Origin of the sequence: Trichocoleus sp. DQ-A2, assembly GCF_039961915.1 — a bacterium.
In the GTDB taxonomy this organism is placed as follows: Bacteria; Cyanobacteriota; Cyanobacteriia; order Cyanobacteriales; family FACHB-T130; genus FACHB-T130.
Genome location: NZ_JAMPKD010000001.1, coordinates 171,032 through 183,756, shown reverse-complemented (window position 1 = coordinate 183,756; position 12,725 = coordinate 171,032). Strand labels below are relative to the sequence as shown.

Here is a 12,725-nt window from a genome sequence, read left to right as displayed (position 1 = left end):
TTGCATCTCTACAGTCCCCAGTTCCTATTACCCATTATTTGCAAGGTAAACATTCGTGCGGTAGACCAAATAGACATCGCCACGCTCATTACAAGCGCTTGCATACAGTTCTTGCAAATCTACCACAAGTTGCTGGTATGCCGATCCTTCTTTGGGGATGTACGATACACTATTTACCCTGCCAATTAGCCTCTCTAAATCTAACTGTTGCCGGTACTCAAAGGTATGGCAGCGGACATCAGGAAAATGCGGACTGGTTAGCAGTGGAGTAGCTGAAACCATCCGCTTTTCTGCTGGATGATGGTTTGATGCAATCTCAACTAAGCGGCTGTAATTTGCTGTGAATTCATCCTTTTGATCGCGGTCGTTCCATACTACCGCTAGTCGTCCGCTTGGCCTGAGAATGCGACGAAATTCTAGCAATGTTGGTTTGGGATTAAACCAATGGAAAGATTGGAAGCAAGTCACTAAATCAACGGATGCGTCGGGTAAATTCGTCGCTTCTGCTGTTCCGTCACGAAACTCTACCAACGAATGCGGCGATGCAGCTTCTCTCATTGCGATGTTTGGCTCGATAGCGCTCGCATTCACTCCACGTTGAGCTAACAAACGCGAGGAAATTCCCGTTCCTGCACCGATATCTGCGGCGACCAGTTGCGATAGATTTCCCAATCCCTTCAGGATAATATCAATAGCGGCATCTGGATAGTTCGGTCGGTACTTGGCGTAATCCTCTGCTCGATTGGAAAATCGGCTTAGTGGATTCATTGTGTGTAACGGTGTGTCTTTTGAGTTACTATTCCCCATTGCCGATGACTGCTCTTCTACCTGTGCTTTTGTTGATTTTTACTTAAGTTAAGTGCTTATTAGTAGAATATAAACGAAGTTTTTTCTTTAAGATAAGGAGAAACTTTTTATCTTAAAGTCTAGACTTCGCACAAGTTTTTATGATATTATAAATTCGATAAGGAAGAACTATCACAAAATATTTATTAGAGATATATTTTGATTATTTAAATAATATCACCAAGCCTAAGGATTTGTAGTAATTTCAATCCTATTTCCTAAATTTTAGTTTTTAGTTAGGAGCGATCGCGTGAGTTGATTGCGATCGCTCCTAACTGATTCGGGAAATATAAGCGATCGCAAATGCAATAGCCGTTGAAATACACCCCAGGACGGGAGCCTGGGGTGTATATTTGCTTTAGACAATTAAAGCTCTCAGCGGGATTTTTTTCCGGTTCGTCGCCGCAGTTTCTGTGCTAGCGACGAAGCTTCCCGTTCGGCTTTGTAGAGATCGATGGATCGAGCCGTCAGCACTAACGATCCATCAAGCTTTTGCCCGACGTAGGGGAGACTGGTTGCTTTATACTCGCAAATGTCAGCTTTACCCCGAAGGGATTTCAAGTCTGTATTAACTTGAGCTGAGATTGCCTTGAGTTCCTGTATTGCTGCCTCTAACTCCGCTGAAAGCCGATTGACTTGGGTTGCTTGCGCCTCTAGGTGTTTTAACTTTTCATTCAGATGTTCCTGTAGCAGTTCCTGATAGGTTTTCACCCGTAGTGACGGAATTAACCTTCTGGAATCGCCTGTCTTTCGAGGTCGTCTTTCAGTATTGGCGATCGCTGGCGATGGAACGCGCTTGTGTTTGGCATCACCTTTTACGGGTTGGCGGTCTTCGCCACGTTTCATCTGGACTACTTTGAGGCTGGCTTGCAGTTTTGTCATGTCGATGGCTGGATGGCTACCTAACGACTTGGATGCGGACGCAATCAGTACAATTGTACTATAACGGGAGGCGATCGCTACTTACTCTGGTTTTTTTTTCAGTGGTAGAGCAATATAAGTGGGAGCGCAGTCTACCAAAACCTAAGGAGTGCATACAATGGTGCGAACCGCCTCAACCATGTTGGCGCTGGGCACTACAGCCCCAGATTTCCAGTTGCCGGATGTGGTATCTGGTCAAACCATTTCCCTTGCCACCTTTGCCGATAAGCAGGCATTGCTGGTCATGTTCATCTGCAAGCATTGCCCTTTTGTGAAACACATCCAGGGAGAACTGGTGCAGCTTGGCAAGGATTACGTCGGAGAAGAGATTGGAATTGTGGCAATTAGCGCCAATGATGCCAGCAACTATCCAGATGATGCCCCCAACTCACTCAAAGCAATGGCGAATGAGCTGGGATTCACCTTTCCGTTGTGCTACGACGAAACTCAAGAAACTGCTAAAGCTTATACCGCTGCTTGTACCCCAGACTTTTTCCTCTTTGATGCCAACCAAAGTTTGGTTTATCGCGGTCAATTAGATGACAGCCGCCCCGGTAACGATCGACCCGTCAACGGCAAAGATTTACGAGCCGCAATAGATGCAGTGTTAGCCGGTCAATCAATCCCCTCAGACCAGAAGCCTAGCATCGGCTGCAACATCAAGTGGAAGCCGGGGAATGAACCGACGTATTTTCCTCATTAATCGCAGCAACAGGGACTTGTGGAAGGGTGCAGAATCAAGTTTGAAGGTTATAAAGATGACATGAAATCTTCCCTGCTCCCTCTTTCCATCTGCCTCTTCCTGCTAGCCTTCATGAGCGGATGTCAAAATCAGAAACCAACGAATGCCGAGATGGAGGCGTGGAGAAATGAGGCGATGCAAAAAAACGCTGCAATGGTTGCCGCTCATACGAACAATCGACAGCGGCAACAGTGGAATCTAGAAATTCAGGGGAAAACGGCGGCGGGAAAATCCGTGCGGTTGACCATGCAAGAACTAGACGCGATCGCAACCACCCATGTCCGGACGCGATCGCCCCATAATACCAGCAACAACCCCGATCGGATTTTTGACTTTCGGGGTGTTGCTATCTCTAAACTGCTCGACAAGTTCGGCATCACTAATAGTAAGGAAGTAACGCTTGTCGCTTTCGATTCCTACCGTGCCACCGTCAGCATTGCAGACTTGCGTGCGTACCCGATTATCATTGCTTTAGAGCGCGATGGAATGCCCATTTCCCGCAGCGAAGGCGGCCCGCTTTCTCTGGTATTTCCTTACACCGAGTACCCGCAGCTTGAGCAAAAGTATCCCGACCGTTTTTGGGCATTTTACGTGACCAACCTGATTGTCGGTACCGAGCCAGTACAACTGCGCGTTGGCGAAACCCCGCTTGATGCCAAAACCATTAGCCAACTGCCACAAGTCACCATCGAAGAAGCTGTTGGCTACCCGATTGGGTGGCCGATTGGTAAAGTCAAGCTCACGGGCGTGCGGGTGCGGGACGTTCTTGCGGCTGCCGGTGTTACCCTGCCAGAAAACGGTATGGTTATCGTTCGGGGAAAAGCGCCCGTTTCTCGCAATGCCCTGAATCCAACTCGTTTAGCAGCCAATGAGGTAAGAGACTGCGATATTTTGTTTGCCACGCACTGGGGTAACGAACGCAACCCGATTCCTGCCAAAATGGGTGGTCCGGTGACGCTGGCTTTTCCCAGCAATTGTCAAGCTAGGTACGAGAATCAGCGCTGGCTCACGTTTGTGGAACAACTTGAGGTTAGGAAATAATGGTTAATGGCTAATGAGAGTTTGAAATTTTGAGTTTTGAGTTTTGAGCTACCAGAAAATTCTTTCATTCAAAACTTAGAATTTAAAACTTTTTGGCAATTACAAGTAACGATTACCCATTAGCCCTTATGAAAGTTGCCCCGTTCCGCTCAATTCACACACGAATTATGACCGCCACGACACTCTTGATTGTGGCGATTGTTGGTTCTGTGGTATGGCTGTGGGCGAAAAACGAGAGACAACTTTACCGGGAACAGAAGCGGCGTGAAGTCCAGCAGCTAGCGATCGCTTTATCTAATACCTGGACAAACGAACTTGAAGACCAAAATTGGGGTCAGATTCGGCTCGGTTTCAATCTGCTACTGAAGCGCAACCCAGATTTCGTTTACATTCTGATCTCCGATGTGCGCCTGTCTAATCAAATCGTCGCCGCCAGCGAAAGCGAACTTCAGGAACAGTATGTTCCCGATATTGTGCCTGTGTGGGTCACGGACTCAGCGCTGGCAGTATATGACGATACCCGTGTTGTCGAGACATTCCTCCTGCGCGACATTACTTTCAACCGCAAAGTGCGGGCACGCCAAGGTGAAACTGCCATCGAAGTTGCCGCCGCGATTCGCAACTCTTCGGGGCAAAAAATTGGGACGTTGCGGATTGGGATGTCACTGCGGCAGGTCAATCAAGCGGTCGCGATCGCTGTCGAAAAAGCGCTGTTTGTGGGGGTTTTTGCTCTCTCCTTGGGTCTTTTCGGTTCCTACCTGTTGGCAACAGAACTCAGTAGTCCTGTGCGGCGGTTGCAAGTGAGTGCTGCCAAAATTGCCGCAGGCGATTTACACCATCGGGCTGAAATTTACCGCAAAGATGAAATCGGCGCTTTAGCGATCGCGTTCAATGATATGTCGGCGGCGCTACAAGGTTTGTTTAGCCGACTACAGAAAACTATCGAGTCTTTTCATCGATTCGTACCAGAGAAATTTCTTCTGGTGATTGCACCCGACGGCATCGAGAACATCCAAGTCGGCTTTGCCTCGACGCGCACGATTACGATCCTATTTGCCGATATTCGGGGCTACACGGCAATGTCAGAACAAATGACGCCCTTAGAAACCTTTTCATTTTTGAATGACTACCTCGCCTGCATGGGACAAGTGATTGACAAGTCCGGCGGTTTCATAGACAAGTATATCGGCGACGCGATTATGGCGCTCTTCGATGATGAAGCGACGGACAACGCTCTGCACGCAGCGTTAGCAATGCGACAGCGACTTAAAATCTTGAATGAAGAGCGATCGCACCAAGGTTTGCCAACCATCGATATCGGTATTGGCATTCATCGAGGCGAAGTCGTCATGGGTACCGTTGGATTTAGCTCCCGTATCGAGTCTACAGTTGTTGGGGATGCCGTAAACGTAGCCGCTCGTGTCGAAAGCCTCACCAAAAACTACGACAGCACCATCCTCGTCACCAAGCCAATCGTCGAAGCGCTGCGCCACCCCGACACTTTCCCCCTGCGCTTAGTCGATAAGTTTGTTCGGGTGAAAGGTAAGGAAGAGCTAGTAGCGATTTACGAACTTGATGCAGTGTAGGTTATTTACCGAGTCTATTTCCTCGATAAGCTCCTCTCTTCTCTTCCTCTGCGCTCTCTGCGTCCTCTGCGGTTCGTTTTTCCCAAATTAAAGAAGACTGTTATATATTCCAGGAAAGGCTGAAATTTTAAAAATTCTTAATGTCCCCGCTTCAAGGATTTTGAGGATTTTGACCCGATAAGGCAGCGCTCAAGAATCTTCAACTAGACAAACTGATTAAGATTTTAAAAATGTATCAAATGCGCCAGTTTTTTTTACAGAATGGTGAATAATTTACTCATATAAATCTTGCTAATTACTCAGTATTCTAGGAGAGCCTCACCCCTTCTCTTGCGCCCCTCTGTATCTGAGGGAAATTGGCTGGGTGAAAATTTCAAATGATGCCTATTTAAACGGGTTTCCTTTCAGATGAATCCCTTCATAAGTTTTGCCCGTTAAAGCTTACAGCTATTTTGAATAATACCGAAAGAGAAAACGAAACCCTGGGAAATAGAGGTTACAAGCAGGTGTGGCTTGAAATTTAATCTTCAGTGCCCCAATAATATCCTGTTTGGCAAGTAATCATAAAGATAGACTTTTAAAATTAAAAATATTTCAAAAGAAAGGTTTCATTGGCAATAGGCAGCTTCTGTAACAAAGTCTACCGTTTCAATTTTTAAAAGCGCCTAACTTAGCATAAAAAGCAGTATTTAACAGCGAGAGCAATAGCTGTGCGGTTACACGTGCAATTGCGCCAGATACAGGTACGCAAGGAGGAACCGTGACAAACGTAACCACCCCTACAGAAGCAATAAAGGCAACCAAGCCTACAGAAAAACTAAATAAGATTGAAAAAGCCAAAGCTGTAAAACATCCCCTATTGCTGAAGCAAGAACTGGAGCATTTTGCAGAAATTGGCTGGGAGGCGATGGACGACTTTGACCGGAACCAAGGGCTAAAGTGGTTGGGTTTTTTCCATCGCACGGTGACACCCGGCAAGTTCATGATGCGAATGCGGATACCCAACGGCATTTTGACCAGCACTCAGATGCGAGTACTGGCTGAAATCGTGCAACGCTACTGCACGGGTTCGGGATTTCAAAACCAGGGAAATGCCGACATTACCACCCGACAAAATTTCCAATTGCGAGGGATTCGGATTGAGGATATCCCAGAGATATTCAACCGTTTGTTAAAAGCCGGTCTGACTTGCATTCAATCGGGAATGGACAACGTTCGGAACATCACGGGTTCGCCAGTTGCAGGCATTGATGCGGCTGAATTAATTGATACGCGGGGGATCGTCCGCAGCCTTCAGGACATGATTACCAATAACGGTGAGGGCAATCCCGAACTCAGCAACCTACCCCGAAAATTTAACATTGCCGTTGCCGGGGGTCGGGACAACTCCGTTCATGCCGAAATCAACGACCTTGCCTTTATCCCCGCATACAAAAACCACACCATTGGATTTAACGTCATCGTCGGCGGCTACTTTGCGCCGAATCAGTATGTAGAAGCCATTCCTCTCGATGTTTGGATTCCTCCTGAAGAGGCTGTCTCTTTAAGTAAGGCAATGCTGGAGGTTTTCCGGGATAATGGTCCCCGCGAGAATCGGCTAAAGTCCCGGATTATGTACCTGATTGAGGGCTGGGGCGTTGAAAAGTTTCGGGCGGAAGTCGAAAAACAACTAGGGCATTCGCTGGAATCGGCGGCTGAAAAAGATGAAATTGACTGGGACAAGCGCGACCATATTGGCGTTTATCCTCAAAAGCAACCCGGACTGAACTACGTCGGTTTGCACGTCCCTGTCGGTCGCTTGTATGCCCATGAAATGTTTGAACTTGCGCGAATGGCGGAAGTTTATGGCGGCGGGGAGATTCGTCTGACTGTCGAACAAAATTTGATTATCCCCAATATCCCCGACACGCGCTTAAGTCCCTTCTTAGAAGAACCACTGCTTCAAGAACGGTTGTCTATCGATCCAGCCATCTTGAATCGGGGGCTAGTTTCTTGCACAGGTAGCGAGTTTTGCGGCTTTGCGCTGATTGAAACGAAAAACCGGGCGCTTGCCTTGATTCAGGAACTGGAGGAAGAGTTAATTCAACCGCATCCGGTTCGCATTCACTGGACAGGTTGCCCAAATTCCTGCGGTCAACCACAAGTTGCAGATATTGGCTTCATCGGTACAAAGACGCGCAAAGATGGTCAAACCGTAGAAGCGGTGGATATTTGGATGGGTGGCAAGGTCGGGAAAGATGCACACCTTGGCAAAGAGATTATGAAAAAGGTTCCTTGCGAGGATCTCAAGTCAGTGGTGAGAGACTTGCTAATCGAACATTTTGGGGCAATCCCCAAGCAGCCACAAGAAAAGCTAGAAGCAGAGATTGCCGTTAGTCGTTAGTCATGCGTCATTAGTCACTTGCTAATTACGCATGACCGATGACCGATGACTAATGACCCATGATCCATGACCCATGACTAATAACGAATGCCATGAGTGACTCAACAAAAACCCTCTGCCCCTACTGTGGCGTTGGCTGTGGCTTAGAAGTTTCGCCGCCTGCGGCTGCAAATCGGGAGACCAATCGAGATAGTCAAGGAAATCCGATCTGGAAAGTGCGAGGCGATCGCTCTCATCCCTCCAGTCAAGGTATGGTATGTGTCAAAGGAGCGACGGTTTCAGAATCGATTGATAAAAACCGTCTCCTCTACCCGATGATGCGCGACTCTTTGGATGCACCCTTCCGTCGCGCTTCCTGGGAGGAAGCCTTAGATGCAATTGTCAGTCGCATGGGTTCCATCCTGAACTCCACTGGCCCAGATGCCTTATGTCTCTATGGTTCGGGTCAGTTCCTGACGGAAGACTACTACCTTGCCCAAAAGCTTTTTAAAGGAATCTTGGGCACGAATAACTTTGATACCAACTCGCGCCTGTGTATGTCTTCCGCCACGGCGGCGTATTTTTACAGCCTGGGTTCGGATGGTCCGCCTTGTTGCTACGAAGATTTAGAACTCACCGACTGTGCGTTTATCATCGGTAGCAACACCGCAGAGTGTCACCCGATTATCTTCAATCGGCTGCGGAAACACCATAAACAGAACCATCACGTCAAAATGATTGTGGTCGATCCGCGTCGCACCACCACCGCCGAAGCAGCTGATTTGCATCTAGCCATTCGACCCGGTACGGATATCGATTTACTCAATGGCATCGCTCATTTGCTTCTACGATGGGGCAAGATGAATGTTGAATTCATTGAGGATTGCACCGCAGGCTTTTCCACCTACGCTGAGGTGATTCAACACTATCCACCGGAAGCGGTCGCCGAACGCTGCGGCATTTCCGTAGATGAGTTGATAACCGTTGCCAAAATGTGGGCTGATTCTAACCGAGTCCTCTCTATGTGGACGATGGGTTTGAACCAATCTTCCGAAGGAACTGCGAAAGTCTCCAGCTTGATCAACTTGCACCTGATAACGGGTCAAATTGGCAAACCCGGAAGCGGCCCTTTTTCCCTGACGGGTCAACCCAACGCGATGGGGGGACGGGAAGTAGGGGGTTTGGCTCATTTGTTGCCCGGATATCGTTTAGTCAAGGATAACCAGCAGAGAACCGAAGTTGAGCAGTTTTGGAAGCTTCCCGCTGGGAAGATTTCGCCGGTTCCCGGTCGCAGCGCTTGGGAAATTATCACCGGACTAGAGACGGGAGAGGTAGAGTTTCTCTGGATTGCAGCGACGAACCCGGCGGTAAGTATGCCAGACCTGGAACGAACGAAAGCGGCGCTAAAGCGATCGCCTTTTACGGTCTATCAAGACGCCTACTATCCCACGGAAACCGCTGCTTTTGCTCACGTTCTACTCCCGGCGGCGCAGTGGGGCGAAAAAACGGGGACGATGACAAACTCTGAAAGAGTCGTCACCCTGTGTCCAGCTTTCCGCAAAGCTTTGGGGGAGGCGAGGGCAGATTGGGAAATCTTTGCAGAAGTGGGTCGTCGGTTGGGATATCCCGAACAGTTTGCTTATACTCACTCATCGGAAATTTATGATGAATTTGTGCAGCTAACCCGCGATCGCCTCTGCGACCAAACGGGCATTAGTCACGAACGTTTGAAAAAAGAAGGCCCGATTCAATGGCCCGAACCCCTTAAAAAGGAAAAATTAAACATTAAAAAGGAACCGGGAAAATCTTCCCACAGCACTCCTAAAAGGCTTTACACTGACTTGCGCTTCTCGACACCGGATGGACGGGCGCGTTTTGTTGCCAAGCACTCGCGGGGACTCGCAGAACCCCCCGATCCAAACTTCCCCTTTGTGCTGACGACGGGCAGGCTGTACGGGCACTGGCACACGCAAACTCGTACCGGACGGATTGCAAAAATCCGCCAAATGCATCCGCAACCGTTCATTGAGATTCATCCCCGCGATGCTGCGAAGTTGGCGATTCAGGAGAATGACTGGGTGGAAGTGCGAAGCCGTCGCGGAACTTCTCGATTCCCAGCCAAAGTCACTCAGACGATTTCTCCCGGTACAGTTTTTGTCCCCATTCACTGGGGCGATCTTTGGGCGGATGATGCCGAAGCGAATACCCTGACTCACTCCGCATCCTGTCCCGACTCTCTGCAACCCGAACTGAAAGCTTGCGCCGTGCAACTGGTGCCGATTGCTGCCCATCTGATCTCTGAGGAGTGTTTGCTTCCAGAGACTCAATCCAAAGCTTTGTCCTCACCGCTGCCTGTTTGAAGCGATCGCAAAAGCTTTGATTTTCTATCTGCTTTCACGCCTAAATTTCTACCAAAAGCTTACTGTTCTGGGTTAACCCGAACGCTATCTGCTTTTTCTCCAAAAGCGCTCCACAAGCCTGCCTCTCCCAGGGCGATTGGTGTCTGGGATTGGAGTTTTGCAAACGTTGAACTATAAACAACCGGAATCAACCCGAAGCTCAAAGATACCACCGTAACCAAAAGCACCACCATCAATGGATTAGAGGGTTCTTCCTCCGCTATCAATACTTGGGGGCGTTCTTGCGTTTTCATTACTAAAACCTTTTGATTAATTTCTAAAAATTGTGCGTCTATTTAAATCTAGCAAAAATTCTGTAGCTGAATATACAAAAATCTTCTTTTACAAAAGTTTAAAATAGCCTGAACTCGATTTTCTCGGTAGTGATGAATTTAAGCGAATACTGCACCTATCAAAAGGAGGAAATCAGATTTAGCAAGTTTGCAGAACCCGCTGAGGGATGCAACCACCATCCGTGTCTAGAGAGGAGTCAATGTCAGGAAATGCTCACATAGGATTAATCTAATTTGGCTTGAGATTCTGAGCATTCGACCAAATAACGCGATCGCATTCTGAAAATATAGAGACTTATCAATATTATTTAATTTTTTTAAGCCCTTACAATCTAATGGCTCCAAGACTATCTGCAAAACCTATTAATAAATGCTGACTTAGTAAGATGTGACAGATGTAAACAGATAGCTTCTAGAGGGCCTAACTAGAAAATAGCAGCAGAGAAATCGGTCTAAAAATCCAAGCTGAGGAAAGCAGCTTTAGTAAAAACTTCTCATAACTTCCCTTTGATCAAAGGGAAGTTATTTGCTTTAAAAAATCAAACGGTTATCGCTCAGAAAATACTCAAAAATAATCACTCTATTACACATTTTGCATGAGTTGAATGCAAAATGTGCAATGGAGAAGAAAGAATACTTCACAATACAGATACAATACCTAACAAGATAGAGATTTCAAAAGAAATCTGTCTTTTGTAACAAATTCTACGAACTCAGATTATTCAGTTCATTACTCTAACAGAAGCGCTTATTGCTAAAAAAACTAACGTTCGGCAGCTCGGCTCGATAAGGTGAGATTTTATGTTTGAAAACTTTCAAGCAAAAAATAGACCGAACCCCGTGGCAAGCGCCTAATTACGTAAATTTTTTACCTAGGATTTATATCCCCGATTGAATCTATAAAATTTACGCTAACCCAAGAACAGTTCCCGCTTTGATGCATACTTTACTTGAAAAGAAGAGGTTCTGAAATGTCCGGATTATGGTCATTTAGCGGTCGATACCGCATCTTACACCTGACCTGGTTTGCATTCTTTTTAACCTTTGTCGTTTGGTTCAACTTCGCCCCTTTTGCCACAGCGGTGAAAGCAGATTTAGGTTTAAATGAAGCCCAACTCAGAACTCTCGCTATTTGTAACGTTGCGCTCACCGTTCCGGCTCGAATTATTGTCGGCATGATTCTGGATCGCTACGGTCCTCGGATCACCTATTCATGCCTTTTAATTTATGCGGCGATTCCTTGCCTGATGTTTGCATTTGCACAGAATTTTTCCCAATTAGTATTAAGCCGCTTAGCGCTGAGCATCGTTGGGTGTGGATTTGTGATTGGCATTCGGATGGTGGCGGAATGGTTTCCCCCGAAAGAAATTGGCTTAGCAGAAGGCATTTATGGCGGCTGGGGCAACTTTGGCTCGGCAGGTGCAGCGTTTACCCTCCCGACAATTGCCACAGCAGCTGCCTTTTTAGGGGCAGGTCAAGTTAACTGGCGGTTTGCGATCGCGCTCACCGGAATTGTTGCCGCTATCTACGGAATTGTTTATTACTTAAACGTCCAAGATACCCCTCCAGGTAAGGTTTACCAACGTCCCCAAAGCAGCGCCGGAATAGAAGTGACTACCCAGAGAGACTTCTGGTTTCTATTACTTAGCAACATTCCCTTAGTCGGCGTTTTGGGCGTCATTGCTTGGCGCTTAAATCAAGTTAAATTTCTTAATATCACTCAACTGTATGTCACCTGGTTTCTGCTGCTGTGCTTGTATGTATTCCAAGCTTATAACTGTTGGAAAGCAAATCACAGCTTGATGACTGGTAAAAAGCGCTACTCTGCTGAAGAGCGCTATCAATTTGGTCAAGTCGTCAATTTAGAAATTGCTTATCTTGCCTGTTTTGGCTCAGAGCTAGCTGTTGTTTCCATGCTCCCAACGTTTTTTCAAAGAGGCTTTGGATTGACAGAGGCGCTAGCAGCGGGAGTTGCCGGAACTTATGCCTTTATGAACTTGGCGGCTCGTCCAGGAGGTGGCTTAATTTCTGACAAGATTGGCAGCCGGAAGTGGACGCTGGCAGCAACGCTTGCTGGCACAGGAATTGGCTATCTAGTGTTTAGCGGTTTGGGTGCAAATATACCCCTGTTCGGGGTAGTTATTGTGACCATGATTGCTTCCTTCTTTGTCATGGCAGCGGAAGGTGCGACCTTTGCAATTGTTCCTCTAATTAAGCGGCGTGTAACGGGTCAGATTGCTGGTAACGTGGGTGCTTATGGCAACGTAGGAGCGGTAATTTACCTCACCGTCTATAGCTTTTTACCTCAGGATGCTGCGGGCGATCGCATATTTTTCCAGATGCTAGGAATTGTTGGCTTAATTTCGGCTAGTCTTTGTGCGTTTCTTCTCAAAGAACCGGAAGGCTCTCATGAAGGTGAAGAAGTCGGAATAACATCCTCAAAAACGCCCGTTTTCTCGCACGAACGCGAACAAAATTAATTTTGGTAGAAGTCCTAATTGGGAATAAATGAGGTGTTAAAAGTTATCCCAACTT

The 12,725-nt window shown here is 47.2% G+C and carries 9 protein-coding genes; 6 read left to right on the top strand and 3 right to left on the bottom strand.

The features are described from left to right. Positions 1-27: 27 nt before the first annotated feature. On the bottom strand, positions 28-768 hold the full coding sequence (locus NC997_RS00750) for a class I SAM-dependent methyltransferase (RefSeq protein ID WP_348257748.1): 741 nt from the start codon (positions 766-768) through the stop codon (positions 28-30). Positions 769-1,221: 453 nt separating this feature from the next. Beyond that, the gene (locus NC997_RS00745; RefSeq protein WP_190524425.1) at positions 1,222-1,728 is read right to left on the bottom strand and encodes a hypothetical protein; all 507 of its coding nucleotides are present in this window, start codon (positions 1,726-1,728) and stop codon (positions 1,222-1,224) included. Between the two features lie 157 nt (positions 1,729-1,885). Between NC997_RS00745 and NC997_RS00740 the strand changes: the two genes are divergently transcribed. The 5 genes from NC997_RS00740 (at position 1,886) to NC997_RS00720 (ending at position 9,858) form a co-directional block, all read left to right on the top strand. Beyond that, positions 1,886-2,470 (top strand): thioredoxin family protein, encoded by a 585-nt coding sequence (locus tag NC997_RS00740; RefSeq protein WP_190429335.1) that lies wholly within the window; start codon positions 1,886-1,888, stop codon positions 2,468-2,470. 60 nt (positions 2,471-2,530) lie between these two features. Then, positions 2,531-3,550 (top strand): molybdopterin-dependent oxidoreductase, encoded by a 1,020-nt coding sequence (locus tag NC997_RS00735; RefSeq protein WP_190524422.1) that lies wholly within the window; start codon positions 2,531-2,533, stop codon positions 3,548-3,550. Positions 3,551-3,717: 167 nt separating this feature from the next. Continuing rightward, on the top strand, positions 3,718-5,136 hold the full coding sequence (locus NC997_RS00730) for an adenylate/guanylate cyclase domain-containing protein (RefSeq protein ID WP_199299567.1): 1,419 nt from the start codon (positions 3,718-3,720) through the stop codon (positions 5,134-5,136). A gap of 760 nt (positions 5,137-5,896) precedes the next feature. Beyond that, on the top strand, positions 5,897-7,519 hold the full coding sequence (locus NC997_RS00725) for a ferredoxin--nitrite reductase (protein WP_347276034.1): 1,623 nt from the start codon (positions 5,897-5,899) through the stop codon (positions 7,517-7,519). A gap of 92 nt (positions 7,520-7,611) precedes the next feature. Further along, on the top strand, positions 7,612-9,858 hold the full coding sequence (locus NC997_RS00720) for a nitrate reductase (protein ID WP_190524416.1): 2,247 nt from the start codon (positions 7,612-7,614) through the stop codon (positions 9,856-9,858). Between the two features lie 59 nt (positions 9,859-9,917). Here NC997_RS00720 and NC997_RS00715 read toward each other — a convergent pair whose 3' ends face one another. Then, positions 9,918-10,151: a hypothetical protein gene (locus tag NC997_RS00715; RefSeq protein ID WP_190524412.1), complete on the bottom strand. Its 234-nt coding sequence runs from the start codon at positions 10,149-10,151 to the stop codon at positions 9,918-9,920. 1,010 nt (positions 10,152-11,161) lie between these two features. On the opposite strand from NC997_RS00715, the gene NC997_RS00710 reads away from it, so the two are divergent. Further along, the gene (locus NC997_RS00710) at positions 11,162-12,670 is read left to right on the top strand and encodes a NarK family nitrate/nitrite MFS transporter (protein ID WP_190440015.1); all 1,509 of its coding nucleotides are present in this window, start codon (positions 11,162-11,164) and stop codon (positions 12,668-12,670) included. Positions 12,671-12,725: the final 55 nt, after the last annotated feature.

Coding starts and splice junctions, on each gene's coding strand:
- NC997_RS00750 (WP_348257748.1), bottom strand. CDS start 768: ATGAATCCACTAAGCCGATTTTCCAATCGAGCAGAGGATTACGCCAAG.
- NC997_RS00745 (WP_190524425.1), bottom strand. CDS start 1,728: ATGACAAAACTGCAAGCCAGCCTCAAAGTAGTCCAGATGAAACGTGGC.
- NC997_RS00740 (WP_190429335.1), top strand. CDS start 1,886: ATGGTGCGAACCGCCTCAACCATGTTGGCGCTGGGCACTACAGCCCCA.
- NC997_RS00735 (WP_190524422.1), top strand. CDS start 2,531: ATGAAATCTTCCCTGCTCCCTCTTTCCATCTGCCTCTTCCTGCTAGCC.
- NC997_RS00730 (WP_199299567.1), top strand. CDS start 3,718: ATGACCGCCACGACACTCTTGATTGTGGCGATTGTTGGTTCTGTGGTA.
- NC997_RS00720 (WP_190524416.1), top strand. CDS start 7,612: ATGAGTGACTCAACAAAAACCCTCTGCCCCTACTGTGGCGTTGGCTGT.
- NC997_RS00715 (WP_190524412.1), bottom strand. CDS start 10,151: ATGAAAACGCAAGAACGCCCCCAAGTATTGATAGCGGAGGAAGAACCC.
- NC997_RS00710 (WP_190440015.1), top strand. CDS start 11,162: ATGTCCGGATTATGGTCATTTAGCGGTCGATACCGCATCTTACACCTG.